General features: G+C 58.8%; 16 protein-coding genes and 1 pseudogene. 11 read left to right on the top strand and 6 right to left on the bottom strand.

The window, feature by feature from the left end:
• Positions 1-336: pseudogene (locus Q0M74_RS07895) on the top strand (LysR family transcriptional regulator); the annotation flags it as partial.
• 69 nt (positions 337-405) lie between these two features.
• Positions 406-939, top strand: a complete 534-nt coding sequence (locus tag Q0M74_RS07890) for a GNAT family N-acetyltransferase (RefSeq protein ID WP_293953171.1) — start codon at positions 406-408, stop codon at positions 937-939.
• On the opposite strand, the gene Q0M74_RS07885 is transcribed toward Q0M74_RS07890, so the two are convergent.
• From Q0M74_RS07885 to Q0M74_RS07870, 4 genes are read right to left on the bottom strand one after another with little or no spacing between them, the layout of a single operon-like run.
• On the bottom strand, positions 936-1,826 hold the full coding sequence (locus tag Q0M74_RS07885; protein WP_293953169.1) for a biotin-dependent carboxyltransferase family protein: 891 nt from the start codon (positions 1,824-1,826) through the stop codon (positions 936-938). The genes Q0M74_RS07890 and Q0M74_RS07885 overlap by 4 nt on opposite strands.
• Positions 1,826-2,485: an allophanate hydrolase subunit 1 gene (locus tag Q0M74_RS07880; RefSeq protein WP_293953167.1), complete on the bottom strand. Its 660-nt coding sequence runs from the start codon at positions 2,483-2,485 to the stop codon at positions 1,826-1,828. Before Q0M74_RS07880 ends, Q0M74_RS07885 begins: the two co-directional genes overlap by 1 nt.
• Positions 2,475-3,260 (bottom strand): 5-oxoprolinase subunit PxpA, encoded by a 786-nt coding sequence (locus Q0M74_RS07875; protein ID WP_293953165.1) that lies wholly within the window; start codon positions 3,258-3,260, stop codon positions 2,475-2,477. The genes Q0M74_RS07880 and Q0M74_RS07875 overlap by 11 nt, the downstream gene beginning before the upstream one ends.
• A 30-nt stretch (positions 3,261-3,290) precedes the next feature.
• Positions 3,291-4,472, bottom strand: coding sequence for an NRAMP family divalent metal transporter (locus Q0M74_RS07870; RefSeq protein ID WP_293953173.1), 1,182 nt, complete (start codon positions 4,470-4,472; stop codon positions 3,291-3,293).
• 246 nt (positions 4,473-4,718) lie between these two features.
• On the opposite strand from Q0M74_RS07870, the gene Q0M74_RS07865 reads away from it, so the two are divergent.
• Both Q0M74_RS07865 and Q0M74_RS07860 read left to right on the top strand, forming a co-directional pair.
• Positions 4,719-5,372, top strand: coding sequence for a GntR family transcriptional regulator (locus Q0M74_RS07865; protein ID WP_293953163.1), 654 nt, complete (start codon positions 4,719-4,721; stop codon positions 5,370-5,372).
• A gap of 108 nt (positions 5,373-5,480) precedes the next feature.
• On the top strand, positions 5,481-6,686 hold the full coding sequence (locus Q0M74_RS07860; RefSeq protein ID WP_293953161.1) for a hypothetical protein: 1,206 nt from the start codon (positions 5,481-5,483) through the stop codon (positions 6,684-6,686).
• Between the two features lie 54 nt (positions 6,687-6,740).
• Here the strand turns inward: Q0M74_RS07860 and Q0M74_RS07855 are convergent, their stop codons facing one another.
• On the bottom strand, positions 6,741-8,150 hold the full coding sequence (locus tag Q0M74_RS07855; protein ID WP_293953159.1) for a class II fumarate hydratase: 1,410 nt from the start codon (positions 8,148-8,150) through the stop codon (positions 6,741-6,743).
• Positions 8,151-8,389: 239 nt separating this feature from the next.
• On the opposite strand from Q0M74_RS07855, the gene Q0M74_RS07850 reads away from it, so the two are divergent.
• Positions 8,390-9,145 (top strand): GntR family transcriptional regulator, encoded by a 756-nt coding sequence (locus tag Q0M74_RS07850; RefSeq protein ID WP_293953157.1) that lies wholly within the window; start codon positions 8,390-8,392, stop codon positions 9,143-9,145.
• Positions 9,146-9,198: 53 nt separating this feature from the next.
• On the opposite strand, the gene Q0M74_RS07845 is transcribed toward Q0M74_RS07850, so the two are convergent.
• Positions 9,199-10,452, bottom strand: a complete 1,254-nt coding sequence (locus Q0M74_RS07845) for a CaiB/BaiF CoA-transferase family protein (RefSeq protein WP_293953155.1) — start codon at positions 10,450-10,452, stop codon at positions 9,199-9,201.
• A 227-nt stretch (positions 10,453-10,679) separates the two neighbouring features.
• On the opposite strand from Q0M74_RS07845, the gene Q0M74_RS07840 reads away from it, so the two are divergent.
• The 6 genes from Q0M74_RS07840 to Q0M74_RS07815 are packed head-to-tail and all read left to right on the top strand — an operon-like array spanning position 10,680 to position 15,991.
• Entirely contained in the window at positions 10,680-11,441 is a 762-nt protein-coding gene (locus Q0M74_RS07840) for an SDR family NAD(P)-dependent oxidoreductase (protein ID WP_293953153.1), read from the top strand.
• Entirely contained in the window at positions 11,435-12,895 is a 1,461-nt protein-coding gene (locus Q0M74_RS07835; RefSeq protein ID WP_293953151.1) for an aldehyde dehydrogenase, read from the top strand. The genes Q0M74_RS07840 and Q0M74_RS07835 overlap by 7 nt, the downstream gene beginning before the upstream one ends.
• The gene (locus tag Q0M74_RS07830) at positions 12,895-14,253 is read left to right on the top strand and encodes an MmgE/PrpD family protein (RefSeq protein ID WP_293953149.1); all 1,359 of its coding nucleotides are present in this window, start codon (positions 12,895-12,897) and stop codon (positions 14,251-14,253) included. The genes Q0M74_RS07835 and Q0M74_RS07830 overlap by 1 nt, the downstream gene beginning before the upstream one ends.
• A gap of 6 nt (positions 14,254-14,259) precedes the next feature.
• A complete protein-coding gene (locus tag Q0M74_RS07825) occupies positions 14,260-15,141 on the top strand; it encodes an amidohydrolase family protein (RefSeq protein WP_293953147.1) in 882 nt (293 codons plus the stop codon).
• Positions 15,142-15,173: 32 nt separating this feature from the next.
• Entirely contained in the window at positions 15,174-15,470 is a 297-nt protein-coding gene (locus tag Q0M74_RS07820; RefSeq protein ID WP_293953145.1) for a 2Fe-2S iron-sulfur cluster binding domain-containing protein, read from the top strand.
• Between the two features lie 2 nt (positions 15,471-15,472).
• Positions 15,473-15,991, top strand: coding sequence for an SDR family NAD(P)-dependent oxidoreductase (locus tag Q0M74_RS07815; RefSeq protein ID WP_293953143.1), 519 nt, complete (start codon positions 15,473-15,475; stop codon positions 15,989-15,991).
• The last annotated feature ends 41 nt before the right edge of the window (positions 15,992-16,032 follow it).

Raw genomic sequence — 16,032 nt, 5'->3', positions numbered from 1 at the left:
GCCCTCCAGATCGTGGCTGCCAACGTCGGTGTGGTGATCGCACCTCGTCCCCTACTGAAGGTGTTGAGTCGGAAGCTGGTGGAACATCGCGTATATGCAGGTGCCGTCGATACCGCTGTGGCCCTGGTATGGAAGAAAGATAATGACTCCGGTGCGATTCAGGATTTCGTGGGTATCGCGCGGGGGAGAACAGCCAACTCCAGTCGGCAGGTGGCCCCGAAAAGGTCAGCTCGTGAAAAAACGCTGGCCAAGCAGGCACGCAGGGAAGCCACCGGGGGTGGGAAGGGACGTGTTTCAAAGAAAAGTCCCTCGCGCAAGCCCCGAAAACGACGATAATTTGTGTGTTCAGTTACACCTGTGGATGTCTGATTGCGTGAGCGCCTGAAAGACGGGAAAATCGGGGACATGGTTGAGACTGACTTCATCATCCGCCCGATCCGTGAGGGCGATTTCTCACAGGTTCGGTCCATCTACGAATTGGGATTGGAAACAGGGCACGCGTCCTATGAACGCAAGGGCCCGACATGGGGACAGTTCACCCGCATGAAAATCATGGAAACTGTATATGTGGCCGCAGAGAAGAATGATCCGGACTTTATTCTCGGATGGGTAGCTGCGGCACCAGCATCAAGCCGGGCGGTCTTCCATGGTGTGGTGGAGGATTCCATCTATATCCATCCACAGGGCCAGGGCCGTGGTGTGGGTGGCGCCCTGCTGGACAGGTTGATCCAGACCTGCCAGGAGTTGCACAAGTGGTCGATCCATTCCTGGATCTTCCCCGAAAACACCGGTTCCGCGAAGCTGCATGCCTCCCGCGGTTTTGAGAAGGTGGCCACCTTCCACCACCTGGCCAAGATGCCCTATGGGGAGATGGCCGGACAGTGGCGTGATACCGATGTGTGGGAGAAACTCCTTCCCAAACCAGATATCAAGCCTTAGGGCTGCAATTTAAACCTGACTCTGTCACCGGGTAACAACTGTGCTGAACGATCACATGACCTCGCGGTCAGCACTGCAATCACCGGATACCCACCGGTGACCGGATGATCAGGACCAAACATGACCGGGTGCCCACCAGGTGGAACCTGAATTGATCCCCGAACCATTCCCTCACTCTTGAGCTCGCCTTCAACGCGACGGCTCAGGGGTGTTTCTGCTTCCAGGCGAATACCAATGCGGTTGGAGTCATTGGACACCGTGAATATCTGGTGGAAGAAGCTGTCCAAAGACTCCGAGGTGAACCACTTATCACGGGGCCCACGGATCACCGTGAGCGTTTCAATGGCGCCCTCCGGCCGGTGCCACAGGGTGGGCAGCTGACGCAGTCGGGGCCACCACTGGCGATCAGCGATATCAGAGGCTATCTCAAGATGATCTCCGACATTGATCGGTGCCGGACCCAGTGAAGACAACAGATCTGTGGCAGAAGATCCCAACACCTCCGGTGCCTGGAATCCGCCACGGACCGCCAGGTAGGCACGCATACCGTAGTGAGCATTGTCCAGGCAGACCCGGTCACCCGGTTCCAGATCGATGATGGTGTTGGTGGTGGCATTCTTGGAACGGCCCCCGGAAGACTGCGCGGTCACTGCCGCATCAGTACCAGTGAACACGATGGTGGCCTGAGAATGTGCCTCGAATTCAAAGGACCCCACGAGAATCTCCACCACGGTGGCATTGGGATCATTACCGAGTGCATGATTGGCCCGGGCTGCTGACAGACGATCAAATGAACCAGAGGAACTGACACCCACACTGGCGAAACCAAAGCGACCACGGTCCTGAAACAGAGCCTGGGGCCCGGTGGACAACACTGTGAAACTCATTATTTCTTCACCTCCACGAAACGCACGGTATCCCCGGCCTGCAGGAATGAGGGCTGCCAGCGGTCCACATCCCACATGGGGATATCCGTGGTACCCAGCAACTGCCACCCACCGGGGGACTGCTGCGGATACACAGCGCTGAACTCACCGGCCAGGGCAACAGAACCAGCCGGGATCTTCGTCCGCGGCTGTTGTTTACGGGGAATATCAGGCAGTAAGCGTTCCCCCTGTGGCATCAGATAATAGAAACCCGGCGCAAAACCACCAAAGGCCGCAGTCCACACCGTTTCGGTGTGCGCTTTGATCAACCCGTCCACCGTCAGCTCTGCAAGATCGGCGACCTCGGCGAGGTCGGGGCCGTCGTAAAGCACCGGTATCTCAATCACCTCACGGGCGTTATCGCTGGCGGATGAGGCTGGCAGCAGATGGATCGTATTGACGATCTCTGCAAACCGTGCCGGGGTGATCTGGGCGGTATCCAGGATGGCCAGCAGTGTCTGTGCGGCAGGAACGGTATCGATGATGCCGGGTACCTCAAGGGCACGCAGTGCACGGTGAAGTGCCAACACCGCATCCAGCACCGTACCGTTGACCGCCTGGGCGTCTTCAGCAAGAAGATCAATGATGACCGCCTGGTCTCCACAGGGTCTAACTAACATGGCACACCTCCACATCATGCTTGGCAAGTGTGGTCAGGATCTGACGCACCAGCTCAAGAGCTGCCGGATTATCGCCATGAACACAGATGGAATCAGCTTGCACCTGCACCGGAGTCCCCTCGAGAGAGGTGATCGGCTGTCCGGTGGCAAAGGCAAGAGCCTGGGCGGCTGCCACCTCTGGATCATGGTGGACAGCGCCAACCTGTGATCGGGAGACCAGTGCACCAGCTGCGGTGTAGGCGCGGTCAGCGAAGGTTTCCTGGATCACGGTGAGTCCCTCCGCGCGAGCCTGCTCCACAATCTGGGAGCCAGACAGCGCCATGAGGGAGAGTTCCGGGTTGAGGCGTCTGATGCCCTCGATCACCGCTGCTGCCTGGGATTCATCGAAGGCGATACGGTTGTACAGGGCACCGTGGGGTTTGACGTAGTCAACGGTGGCACCGACTGTGGTGGCGGCTGCCTGGATCGCACCGATCTGATAGATGGTTTCTGCCAGCAACGCATCGTGCTCATAGTCCATGGCGCGTCGGCCAAAGCCTGCGATGTCGTTATAGCCGATGTGGGCGCCGATCCGGACATTTCTGGCCTTGGCTGCGGCGACGGTTTTCAGCAGCACGGTGGCATCTCCTGCGTGGAAGCCACAGGCGATGTTGGCGCTGGAGACCAGGTCCAGCACCGCCTCATCACTACCCATGGTCCAGCTGCCGTAGCTTTCACCCAGGTCACTGTTGATGTCAATGGCTGATTTCCGGAATGCGGTGGTCGGGGTACTCATGGTGGGCAACCTTTCGTGTGAGGGGAGTGCTTAGCCGGTTGTTGGGGAGAGGAGGTCGAAGACACCACCGAAGGAGACATAGGCCAGGAACCAGGCGATGACCAGTCCGATGACACCGAGGATGATCAGCCATACCGGGTACTTGTAGCCCTTGAGCAGATCCTTCTGTCGGAAGATGGCCACGTAGATCATCAGGGTGAAGCCGAGTGGGAGAACCAGTCCATTGAAGGCACCTGCGAAGACGAGCAGGATCGCAGGGGCGGTGCCCAGGAGGATGAAGATGGCGCAGGAGATCAGGATGAAGACGATGGTGACCCAGTTCTGCAGCTTGCGCTTTTCCGGACGGTTGGCCACGAGGAAGGTGGCGGAGGTGTAGCTGGCACCGATCACCGAGGAGATGGACGCTGCCCACAGGACGGCACCGAAGATGCGGAGTCCAACTTCACCTGCGGCGTGCTGGAAGGCTTCTGCTGCCGGGTTGCCCTCGGTGGACAGGACCACGCCACCGGCAACCACACCGAGGACGGCGAGGAAGAGCACCACGCGCATGAGGCCGGTGATGAGGATGCCGATGATTGAGGAGTTGGAGACTGCCTTGACGTTTTCCGGTCCGGTCTTGCCGGAGTCCAGCATGCGGTGGGCACCTGCATAGGTGATGTAACCACCAACGGTGCCGCCGACCAGGGTGGTGATGACCAACCAGTCCACGGTCTCAGGCAGCACCGAGTTCTTCAGAGCCAGGCCAACCGGGGGTTGGGAGACAAAGGCGACGTAGACGGTTAACACGATCATGACGGAACCGAGAACCACGAGGAACTTATCCAGGGCGGCACTCAGGCGCTTGAACAGGAAGATGGCGATGGCGATGGCTGCGGTGATGGTGCCACCGATCTTGACATCAACTCCGAGCAGGGCGTCCAGTCCCAGTCCGCCGCCGGCGATGTTACCGATGTTGAAGACCACACCACCGACACAGACGAGGATGGCCAGGACCCAGCCGAGTCCGGGAAGGACAGTGTTGCCCAGTTCCTGGGCACGCATGCCGGATATACCGATGATGCGCCAGACATTCAGCTGGACGGCGATGTCAATGAGGATGGACACCAGGATGGCGAAGGCGAAGGCTGCGCCGAGCTGGTTGGTGAACACTGCGGTCTGGGTGAGGAATCCGGGGCCGATCGCAGAGGTGGCCATGAGGAAGATGGCACCCATGAGGGCGCCGCGCGAGGTTGCTCCGACTGCAGCCTGCTTCAGCGTCGGGGACGCTGGATTGTGAGTCGTGTTCTTGTCAGACACTGTCTTTCAACTCCTTTCAGGATTGTTCAACAATATTTATGAGGTGAAAAAGAGTTTAGACGGAGTGTGCTCCAGAGCACAATCCCTGTGTGGCTAAGGCGATGAAGCCGTTATAAACCACCTTCCCAAGCCACAGATGTGATTTGCCATAACATGGGGCTCATGACGACGGCACTCGGTGGATCACTGCAACTGGCAGCTCAAATCATGAAACTCATTGACAGGGGCGAACTCACCCCGGGAACCCAGCTATCAGAAATTCCACTAGCAGCGGAACTGGGCTGTTCCCGCAACACCCTCCGGGAAGCCTTCCGGGTCCTTGCCCGCGATGGGCTGGTGGACCACATCCCCAACCGTGGTGTTTTTGTCCATACCTTCACCCGTGACGATGTCAATGATCTTTATGATTACCGCATGTTCATCCAGACTGCAGTCATCCGGGAGGCGGCTAAAAGACCTGTGCACCTCGAAGAATCCCTCACCCGGATGGAGTATTCCTACCTGGTGGCGGTGGAGGCTGCCAGTGCAGGGGAGTGGCGCCGGGTGGGTACCGCCAACAGTGCTTTCCATCAGGCACTGGTGGATGTGGCGGGGGTGGCCAGGTTGTCCGCTGATGTGCGCAAGGTGCTGGCCCTGGCCCGCATCGGTTTTCTTTCCATCGGAGGGCAGAAAAACACCCACGGACCCTATGTGGCAAAGAACCACCATCTGCTCACACTGCTCAGGGCCGGGAGTTTCGAGGAGGCGGAGGACTTCATCCGCGAATACCTTGAGCATTCACGTGAGAATCTTCTTTCGCTTCTGCCAAAAGACTGACCATGCCCTACCATGGAGTTTTTAGCGGTGCTGTCACAGGATTCTGTCCGGCGGAGGATACGCTAAAGTGTGCTGAAGGATTGCGCCGGGGAAGGAGTCTTGGATTCCATGGCATTTGGTTTTTTTGGGAGACGTCGTAAGAACAACCGTGGGGAACAACCGCGGGATGATTCAGCCCTGCCGGAAAATGGTTCGGATAAGGGCGACCATGACCCCATTGAACAGCGGGTACAGCGTGATGCACAGGGGGTTCTGACTCCCGCGGATCTCCTCCCTGATGCAGATTTTCCGCATTTGGACCGCTCAAGGGCTGATATGTTGCGGCGGGAACTGGCCTATCGCTTTTCCCTGGAGGGTGCACACATTGATATTGACGGCACGTTCGCAATGGTCATGCGCCCTGATGGGGGAGCAGCACATGTATCACTGAAAACTCTCGCCATGAATGTAGCCGGTCTTGATAGTTTGAGTCAGCTTCCGGAACTGGTGAAGAACTTTGTTCATGGCACTCTTGCTGATGCCACGTTGAATAACCTCTCCACGGCTGAGCTGTATAGGAGCCTGCGTCTGCGACTGCTTCCCACCCCGGAGGAAGAAGGAGCTTTAGAGGAGGGCATTGAGCACCAGATCCGCGATAATTCTGTTCTCCGCGGATTCACCTCGGACACCTCGATAGCCTTGGTACTGGATACCGAACACGCCATCCGCATCCAACCACTTGAGGAGCTGGAGGCCTTTGACTCCCTGGATGCATTGGAGCGTGCTGCGGACCGCAACACCTGGCAGGAGCTTCTCGACGCCAAGGTCGATGTCACCTACGTCAACAATGATGAAGGTGGCGAGGGATCAGATTTCTGGGCTTTTGAATCCTCGTCCTACTACCTGGGGAGTTCTCCACTTTACCTCACTGATCTTCTCAACCGTTGGGCCCCGGAGATGGACCAGAGTAGGGGAGTGATTTTTGCGGTGCCGGATCGGGATCTCATGATCGCCCGCCCTGTCACCACGGGTGAAAGCCTGATGAACGGCATCACGTCCATGGTGCGGATTGCCATGCGGTTTGGCCTGAGCAATCCCACATCCATCAGCCCTCGGTTGCATCTGCTCCATGAGAACCAGATCAATACCTTCACTGATTACCGTCTCATTGAACCCACCGGTGAGGAGGAATGGTCCAGTGACTCCTTTGATTCCCCACAGCAGGGTGCCATCGGGATTGAGGTCCGCCCGGATGCCTACCTCATGGAGATGCTCCAGCAGGATGGTTTCGGAGACAGCTTTGATGATTTCGGCCCCCGCGATATCGGGAATTAATTAGGCAAAACAAAAGGCAGGGCAACATTAGTTGCCCTGCCTTGAGGTGAGAACCTAGAAGCTGTTCTTGCGGTCGGTGTTAGCCATTGCGAGAACGTCGAGGCGCTTGTCTAGCTCTTCTTCGGTGAGCTTCTCGCCATCGACAAAGCCCATGTCAATGACAGTCTGGCGGATGGTCTTACCCTCTGCCAGTGCGGCCTTGGCCACCTTCGCAGCGGCTTCGTAGCCGATTGCGGAGTTCAGCGGGGTGACGATGGATGGGGAGGACTCAGCCAGCTTCTTCATGTGCTCCTCGTTGGGAACAATGCCGTCGACCAGACGGGTGGCGAACACACGGGAGGTGTTGGCCAGCAGGCGTGCGGACTCGAGAACGTTACGTGCCATGACTGGGATGAACACGTTCAGCTCGAACTGACCCTGGGTGCCGGCGAAGGCGATTGCTGCATCGTTACCGATGACCTGGGCGGAAACCTGGGTTGCGGTCTCGCACAGGACAGGGTTGACCTTGCCCGGCATGATGGAGGAACCTGGCTGCAGGTCGGGGAGCTGGATCTCGCCGAGGCCGGTCAGTGGGCCGGAACCCATGAGGCGGATGTCGTTGGCGATCTTGTACAGGGAGACAGCAACAACGCGCATGGCACCGGAGAATTCGACCAGTGCGTCGCGGTTGGCCTGAGCTTCGAAGTGGTTGGCTGCTTCCTGCAGCTCCTTGATGCCGGTGTACTCGATGAGCACCTCAACGACCTTGCCGCCGAAGTCAGCTGAGGTGTTGATGCCCGTGCCGGCAGCGGTGCCACCGATGGCCAGCTCTCCCAGACGTGGCAGGGTTGCCTCGATGCGCTCGATACCGAGCTGGATCTGACGTGCGTAGCCGCCGAATTCCTGGCCCAGGGTCACTGGAACAGCATCCATGAGGTGGGTGCGGCCGGACTTGACCACAGCGTCCCACTCATTGGCCTTCTTGGACAGGGACTCGTGAAGCACCTTCAGCCCCGGGATGAGGTCAGTGACAGCAGCTTCGGTGGCCGCAACGTGGGTTGCGGTTGGGAAGGTGTCATTGGAGGACTGGCCCATGTTGACGTGGTCATTGGGGTGGACCTCGGTGCCATTGGCCTTCGCGATGGATGCGATGACCTCATTGGTGTTCATGTTGGAGGAGGTGCCGGAACCGGTCTGGAAGACGTCGATCGGGAATTCGGCGTCGTGCTTGCCGGTTGCGATCTCCTTGCCAGCGGCGATGATGGCGTCAGCCTGAGCTGCATCCAGTGCGCCGGAGTCCTTGTTTACCTGGGCACAGGCCGCCTTCAGCAGACCCATGGCACGGATCTGGGCTGCTTCCAGGCCACGTCCGGAGATCGGGAAGTTCTCAACGGCGCGCTGGGTCTGTGCCTGCCACAGAGCCTGGGCCGGGACCTTCACTTCACCCATGGTGTCGTGCTCAATGCGGAATTCCTGCTCGGTCATGAAATCACTCATTTCTAGCGTCGAGTTAAATATGGCTGGAGCCAAGCTTACCCGGCCGGTACGTGATTCTCACCGGCATGTCGATCGAATGTGGGCTGGGTCCAGGATAATTATGACTTAACAGGGGACGGGGTGTTAAACACAGGGGTGACCGGACTCATGTTTCCCGTCTTGACCACAGCATAAGTGCCACCAGCTAACATATATAAGCCATCTCTGAACACCCCAAGGAGAAGATCATGAGCGATAACCTCATCAATGGTGAGAAACAGACCACGCCTGAGGAACAATTCAGCGAAGGCCTGCGGAAACTCCTGCTTCGCACCCTTGGCGTTGATGACAGGGAGGACTCCCTGGTGGCCCAGATTGCCGGTGACGTGGGTCTGAAGATCATCGAAGGTGAATTGCTTCCCGGCGATGAGGTCAATTCGGTTGACTTGGCCAAGCAATTCGGCACCAGCAGGACCCCAGTGCGTGAAGCACTGCTCATGCTGGAAAAGCATCGCATGGTGGAGGTGCCTGCGCGACGCCGCCCCCGGGTCTCGGATTTTCTCGAGGTTCCGGTCAAAGAGCTGTATCACGCGCGTGCCCTGTTGACGGGCTTCATGTCAGAGGCGGTCTGCATCAACTGGCAGAGTGGGCAACTTGAGCCCATGCGCGAACAGGTCGAGCATATGCGTATCGCCTGTGAACGCGGTGATGTGAATGCCTTTTTCTGGGCCAATATCTCTTTCGGTGAGGCTGCCACCGGGATTTCAGGCAACAGTATTATTGCCGGGTTCGTGGATTCCATCGGTATGGCGAGCCTGCGCATGCGTCGCAAGTCCATGGGGCTGCCGCACCGCATGGAGGAGTCCTATCAGGATCATGTGCGTCTGCTGACTGCTTTTGAGCGCCGTGACCGTCAGTTGGCCCGTGCCTTATCCATGGGAATTATCCGTGATGCCTATCTGGCGCTGACCGGGGACAGTCCCTCCAACTGGCAGTTCAATTAAAAAAGAGCGCATGCAGTTCGAACTGCATGCGCTCTTTTTCTTAGCTGTCCTGATTATTTAACGGGGGCTTCTGCCTGCGGGGCGGCCACCACACCGGTGGCGAGTAGTTCATCGATTTCAGAGGATGACTTGTTCAGCACATTGCGCAGGATGTCACTGGTGTGTTCACCCAGTGATGGTGGGAAGGTATCCGCACCACGGGGGTTGCGGTTCAGCTTGATGGGGTTGCCGAGTGTCTTGACGGATGAGCCCTTGCCATCCTCGAGCTCGACGACCATCTCGCGGTGCAGGACCTGGGGATTCTCCAGGGCCAGGTCAAGGGTGTTGACCATGCCCACGGGGATTCCAGCTTCATTGAACAGCTGTACCCATTCGGCAGCTTCGCGGGTGAGGAAGGCTGGTTCGATGATGGCCCAGAGGGCTTCCTTGTTTTTGAGGCGATCACGGTTGAGGGCGAAGCGGGGGTCGTCGATGAGCTCCGGGTGGCCGAGAACCTTGGCCATGGCCTTCCACATGCGCTCGGTGTTGGCGGTGGTGACGATGTCCCGGCCGTCGCCTGCGGTGAACTGGCGGTAGGTGGGGATGGCGTCGTGGCCGCTGCCCTGCAGTCCGGGGACGTCGCCGGACTCCAGGTAGTAGGTGCCCTGGTAGGAGAGCATGGCCACGAGGCAGTCGAGCATGGAGATGTCGATGAATTCGCCCTGGCCGGTGGCCTTGACGTTGTGCAGTGCGGAGAGGATGCCGATGACTGCGTGCAGGCCTGCGGCGAGGTCGCCGACTGGGAGGCCGGTGCGTACCGGGCGTCCACCACGCTCACCGGTCAGGCTCATGCTGCCGGAAAGTGCCTGGACGATCATGTCGTAGGCGGGGAGGTCGCGGTCTGGGCCGGTCTGGCCGAAGCCGGAGATGGAAGCCCAGATCAGGGCGGGGTTGCGCTCGAGTTCCTCAGCGCGGTCAATGCCCAGGCGGGTGAGGACACCGGGGCGGAAGTTCTCGACGACGACGTCGGCGTTGCTGATGAGCTCGCGGACGATGGCGGCGCCACCCGGTGCCTTCATGTCAATGACGATGGACTGCTTATTCCTGTTGATGGTGTGGAAATAGGCGCTGTCATCACGGATGAAGTGTGGCGGCACGGTGCGGCTGAGGTCGCCGGCAGGTGCTTCGATCTTGATGATCTCTGCGCCCATGTCTCCGAGGATCTGCGTTCCATAGGGCCCGGAGAGGAACTGGGTGAAATCCAGAATTTTGATTCCGGCCAGTGGTCCGCTTGTGGGGGTGTCGGGGGTGTGTGGGGAGTTTGTCATCGTATTTCGCTTTCTTTTCCCAGTGGATACCGGATAATGATGCAGGTCACTAGACAGGTGTCTTGTGATCGGGGCCGTGGGAAGTCAGTCTAGGCCAAAAAAACATTTGTGTCGACACTTGACGAGATGTGAATCACCTTTTATGGTCATTGTCATGTCCATTACGCAATAGCGATTGGAACGAGTCGACACTAAGCGGTGTTGATAGAACTGTGAAAGGAACAGATATGCGTTTGGAAAATGAAGTCGCGATCATCACCGGTGGTGGATTCGGAATGGGCCGCACCGGCGCCATCCGTTTTGCCGAAGAGGGAGCAGCCGTTGTGGTTGCAGATCTCAACCTGGAATCCGCACAGGAGACCGTGAGGCTCGTTGAGGAAAAGGGTGGCCGCGCGATTGCCATCCAGTCCGATGTCTCCACCCTCAAGGGCAACCAGGATGCAGTCGATGCAGCTGTTGAGACCTACGGCAGCCTTTCCATCGTGTGGGCAAACGCCGGTGTAGCCACCCAGGTCAAGCCATTGCTTGATGCGACTGACGCTGATGAGAAGCACTTTGACCTCATGCATGCAGTTAACGTCAAGGGTCCATGGCACCTGGCACGTGCGGCAATGCCACACCTCAAGGAGACCAAGGGCTCCATGGTCATCACCGCATCCCTGTCCGGACTCACCGCCCGCCCAGGCAACTCCGCTTATTCCGCCACCAAGGGTGCTGCTGTGCAGCTGACCCGCGCACTGGCCATCGAGTTCGCACCGGATGTCCGCGTTAACTCCATCTGTCCAGTTGCTACTGAAACCCCCATGCAGGATGTGTTCACCCCGGGTGACATGGCTGCAGTTATCCAGCCGAAGATCATCGCCGGCATCCCAATGGGGCGCCTGGCAACCACCACCGATATGGCAGACGCCGCCCTGTTCCTCGCATCCCGCGAAGCCGGAATGATTTCCGGTCATAACCTTCCAGTCGACGGAGGCTCACTGTGCTAGACACTCAGACCCGCGTACTTAATTCCTTCTACGGTTCTTTCATTGACGGCCACATGGTCGACGAGGGAAGTAACTCAACCTTCAACAGCATCAACCCCGCCAACGGCGAGGTACTCACCGCCATTCAGGCCGGTGGACAGTCCGAGGTGGACGATGCAGTGGCCAGTGCCAAGGCAGCGTTCCCTGCCTGGCGTGACCTCCCGGGAGTGGAAAAGGGACGTATCTTCCTGCGTATCGCAGAGAAGATCAAGGAGAACACCGAACGTCTGGTGTACCTGGAGTCCCTGGACAACGGTAAGTCCCGCATGGACGCCCAGTTCGATGTCATGACCTCTGCGCGCTACTTCGAGTACTACGCAGGTATCGCTGACAAGCTGGCCGGCGAGACCATTCCACTGGGAGACACCCACATCTCCTACACCCGCAACGAGCCTTTCGGCGTCACCGCACACATCGTGCCGTGGAACGCAGCATTCCAGCAGGCAGCACGTGGTGTTGCTCCGGCGCTGCTCGCCGGCAACACCGCTGTGGTCAAGCCTGCCGAGGACACCTCCATCTCCACCGTTGAACTGGCACGCATCGCCGTGGAAGCGGGACTGCCCGCCGGTGTGTTCAACGTGGTCACCGGATTGGGCAAGGATGCTGGTGCCGCACTGGTATCCCACCCGGATGTCGGACGCGTCACCTTCACCGGTTCCGTCCCCACCGGTCAGGAGATCATGCGTGCCTCTGCTGAGAACCTCAACCCACTGACCCTTGAGCTGGGTGGCAAGTCCCCGAACATCATCTTCGAGGATGCCAAGGTTGAAGATGCCATCCGGGGTGCCTTCTTCGCCATCAACATCAACGCCGGCCAGGTCTGTGCCGCAGGCTCCCGTCTGCTGGTCCATAGCTCCCTGCACGATCAGGTCGTGGACAAGCTCGTGGAGATGAACCGCCAGATCAAGCTGGGCCCGGGAACCTCCGATGCCCAGATGGGTGCCATCACCACCGCGGCACAGTTCCAGAAGATCCAGGAATACCTGGAGATCGGTCGTAATGAGGGGGCAGAAGTCGCCGTCGGTGGCAACCGCGCCACCGGTGAGGACCTGGATGCAGGTCAGTTCATCGAGCCAACCATCTTCGTCGGTGTGAAGAACTCCATGCGCATTGCACAGGAGGAGATCTTCGGACCAGTCCTCTCCGTGATCAAGTTCGACACGGAGGAGGAGGCAGTCGAGATCGCCAACGACACCAAGTACGGCCTCACCGCCGGACTCTGGACCCAGAACCTGGGCCGCGCACACCGTGTCGCTGCACAGATCCAAGCTGGTCAGGTCAACGTCAACGATTTCTTCGCCGGCGGTGTCCAGGCACCATTCGGTGGCTTCAAGAACTCCGGTTACGGTCGTGAAAAGGGTGTTCATGCAGTGTCTGAGTACCTGCAGAGCAAGACTGTGAGCATGAAGCTCTAATGAACACCATCGCTGAGCAGCAGCAACTCAACGCATCGCTGAAGGAACTCATTGAGCGGTGTCAGGCCCTGACCATTGATGATCTGGGCAGTCACGCGATCAGGACCGCCCGGCACAGTCTGCTTGACTGGTTCGGTTGTGCTGTGTCCGGGGCAAATGAGCCTGCTGCCCGGCGATTCTGCGGCATCATGGAACCAGCCCCGGGTGATGTACCGGTGATTGGCACTCCTGACACCCTCCACTGGAGGGATGCCGTGGTGATCAATGCCTTCAATGGTCACCTCCTGGACTTTGATGACATGCTGCCGTCCTTCTCCGGTCACCCCAGCGCGGTGATTGTGCCCGCACTGCTCACCGTCGGGGAGCAGACCGGGGCGGACGTCGACAAGCTCCTCGCCGCCCTGATCGTGGGCACCGAGGTGGGGAACTGGGTGGCCTCCCACATCATGCCCGGCCATTATGACGCAGGTTGGCATGCCACAGGTACCGTCGGCACCTTCGCCGCGGCCGCCGCGATCTGTCACCTGCGTGGCCAGGATGACTGGATCAGCGCACTCGACGCGGCCGCCACCCAGGCGGCCGGGCTGAAGGCGATGTTCGGCACCCTGGCCAAGCCCATGCATGCGGGTAACGCCAGCCAGGCCGGCATTGTCGCAGCACGCTTGTCGACGATTTCCCCCTCCTCAGGAAAAGCCCTGACCGGAGAAAACGGCTTCATCGTCAACTACAGCGGTGCAGCATCTGTTCCCCCTCCACCTCTCACTGGCATGGCGATTGAAGGAATGCTGTACAAGACATACGCCTCCTGTTTCATGACACAGGCAGCAGTGGATGCCGGCATCCTGGCCACACGCACCCACGGTGACCTGGGCAATGCCCGGATCACACTCAGTGTCAGCCCGAAACTGGCCGATGTCTGCGCCATTGAGGACCCCTACACCCCCAATGACGCCAAGTTCAGCTTCCACGCAACCTTTGCCCTTGCTGCACTGGGACATGACCTCAGCACTGAGGAGGCCTTCCATGCAGACAATCTTCAGAACCCGACCTACCGGAACCTCCGCAAGAACATCTCACTGAACTTTGACCCCTCACTGATAGGACAGGAACCGAGAATCGGTGTCCATGTCCTCCTGGCGGATGGCACGGGGTGGGAGACCACCATTGACCGGGGTCAACCCGCCACCGACCTCGACGCCCGGGAACAGCAGCTGACACAGAAATTCCACCAGTTGGTAGAACCACACCTGGGCCCCGACCAGACACGACTGGCCATCGACCTGATACTCCACTCCCACACCGCAGCGATCTCTGAACTGACACGCGCTGCAACCCAACCTTTGACACTAGGAGCATGAATTCTCATGGAAAGACTCGCACTTGAAGATGTTTACGCCATCGACGTCCACGCACACGCGCTGAACTCCAGCCGTGGTTGCGGACACGAGGACAAGGTGGGAGATGCAACCCGTGCGGATCAGGCGGAACGCTGGAAGACGGATCTGGTCAACATCGATCTCGACGGTACCGCGGAGTACTACCGTTCCCGCAAGATGATGGCGGTTGTGTTCGGAGTGGACTCCGAGCGCCACATGGGCGATAAGCGTGTCCCCAACGATGAGGTGGCAGAGGCCGCCCAGCGTCATGATGACGTACTCATCCCCTTCGCCTCCATCGACCCATACCGGGGCAAGCCTGGCCTGGATGAGGCCCGTGGCCTGATCAAGGATTACGGCATCAAGGGCTTCAAGTTCCACCCCAGTGTGCAGGACTTCGAGCCGAACGATCCCATGGCCTACAAGTTCTATGAATTGATCGAGGAACACGAACTGGTGGGTCTGTTCCACTCCGGCCAGACCGGCATCGGCCGCACCTCACCGGGCGGCGGCGGTGTACGCCTGCGTTACTCCAACCCGATGTACTACGACGATATCGCCGTGGACTTCCCAGGCATGAAGATCATCATCGCCCACCCGTCCTTTCCATGGCAGGATGAGGCACTCGCAGTGGCACGCCACAAGCAGAATGTCTACATCGACCTCTCCGGATGGTCACCGAAGTATTTCGAGGACAAGTTGGTCCAGCACTCCAACTCCCTGATCAAGGACAAGGTGCTCTTCGGCTCCGACTTCCCACTCCTGACCCCAGACCGCTGGCTTGAAGATTTTGCCAAGCGCGAGTTCAAGGATGAAGTCCGTCCCCTGATCCTCCGTGAAAATGCCATCCGACTCTTCGGACTGAAATAACTCCACCCTCGTCAGAGAAAGCAGTGAACGTCATGTCTTCCACACAGCCAGAAACCACCAATAAGCCGTTTTCCGTCTATCTCGCCCTGAGTGAGAAGGAATATGAGGTCCCGGCGGACAAGTCCATCCTCAAGGTGCTCGAGGAGGCCGGTGAAACGGTCATCTCCTCCTGCCAGGAAGGTACCTGCGGCACCTGTGAAACCCCGGTTATCTCCGGTGAGGTTGACCACCGTTGCCGAGTCCTCGATGATGAGGAACGCGAAGCCAACGAGACCATGATGATCTGTGTGTCCCGTGCCTGCGGTAACCGACTCGAACTGGATATGTGATCATGTCTACCTTTAGCAACCGCACCGCCGTGGTCACCGGCGGAGCCAGCGGAATCGGATTCGGCCTGACCACCGCTTTCCTGGAAGCCGGCGCGAATGTGGTCATCGCTGATGTGGAAGATGCGGCACTTGACCGTGCCCTGGCTGAGCTGGAGCGCTTCGGAGACCGCGTGATCGGTGTCCGAACCGATGTCCGAAGCCACGATGAGATGCAGGCACTGGCCGACCGCACCATTGACACCTTCGGTGCCGTCCACTACCTGTGCAACAACGCTGGGGTGGAAACAGGCGGCAGCTTCAGCCAGATCCCGGAATCGGCATGGCGCTGGGTCATGGATGTGAACTACTTCGGTGTGCTCAACGGCTGCCAGGTCTTCCTCCCATTGTTGGAACAGCATGAAGGCACCCACATCGTCAACACGGCCTCCGTGGCTGCCTTTGCCTCCGGCGCACCGATGATGATCCCCTACGGCGCATCCAAGATGGCGATTCTCGGACTCACAGAATCCCTCGAAGAGTAGTTGCGTACCGAGGACATCTTCGTCCACATTTCAGTCCTGGC

Source organism: uncultured Corynebacterium sp., assembly GCF_945649885.1.
GTDB lineage: Bacteria > Actinomycetota > Actinomycetes > Mycobacteriales > Mycobacteriaceae > Corynebacterium.
This window is presented reverse-complemented; position numbering and strand designations above follow the sequence as displayed.

Bases quoted from the DNA above. Each gene is read 5' to 3' on its own strand.
- Q0M74_RS07855 (WP_293953159.1), bottom strand. From the start codon at position 8,150: ATGACCGAGCAGGAATTCCGCATTGAGCACGACACCATGGGTGAAGTG.
- Q0M74_RS07825 (WP_293953147.1), top strand. From the start codon at position 14,260: ATGGAAAGACTCGCACTTGAAGATGTTTACGCCATCGACGTCCACGCA.
- Q0M74_RS07890 (WP_293953171.1), top strand. From the start codon at position 406: ATGGTTGAGACTGACTTCATCATCCGCCCGATCCGTGAGGGCGATTTC.
- Q0M74_RS07865 (WP_293953163.1), top strand. From the start codon at position 4,719: ATGACGACGGCACTCGGTGGATCACTGCAACTGGCAGCTCAAATCATG.
- Q0M74_RS07815 (WP_293953143.1), top strand. From the start codon at position 15,473: ATGTCTACCTTTAGCAACCGCACCGCCGTGGTCACCGGCGGAGCCAGC.
- Q0M74_RS07850 (WP_293953157.1), top strand. From the start codon at position 8,390: ATGAGCGATAACCTCATCAATGGTGAGAAACAGACCACGCCTGAGGAA.
- Q0M74_RS07845 (WP_293953155.1), bottom strand. From the start codon at position 10,452: ATGACAAACTCCCCACACACCCCCGACACCCCCACAAGCGGACCACTG.
- Q0M74_RS07875 (WP_293953165.1), bottom strand. From the start codon at position 3,260: ATGAGTACCCCGACCACCGCATTCCGGAAATCAGCCATTGACATCAAC.
- Q0M74_RS07860 (WP_293953161.1), top strand. From the start codon at position 5,481: ATGGCATTTGGTTTTTTTGGGAGACGTCGTAAGAACAACCGTGGGGAA.
- Q0M74_RS07880 (WP_293953167.1), bottom strand. From the start codon at position 2,485: ATGTTAGTTAGACCCTGTGGAGACCAGGCGGTCATCATTGATCTTCTT.
- Q0M74_RS07830 (WP_293953149.1), top strand. From the start codon at position 12,895: ATGAACACCATCGCTGAGCAGCAGCAACTCAACGCATCGCTGAAGGAA.
- Q0M74_RS07840 (WP_293953153.1), top strand. From the start codon at position 10,680: ATGCGTTTGGAAAATGAAGTCGCGATCATCACCGGTGGTGGATTCGGA.
- Q0M74_RS07885 (WP_293953169.1), bottom strand. From the start codon at position 1,826: ATGAGTTTCACAGTGTTGTCCACCGGGCCCCAGGCTCTGTTTCAGGAC.
- Q0M74_RS07820 (WP_293953145.1), top strand. From the start codon at position 15,174: ATGTCTTCCACACAGCCAGAAACCACCAATAAGCCGTTTTCCGTCTAT.
- Q0M74_RS07870 (WP_293953173.1), bottom strand. From the start codon at position 4,472: ATGGGTGCCATCTTCCTCATGGCCACCTCTGCGATCGGCCCCGGATTC.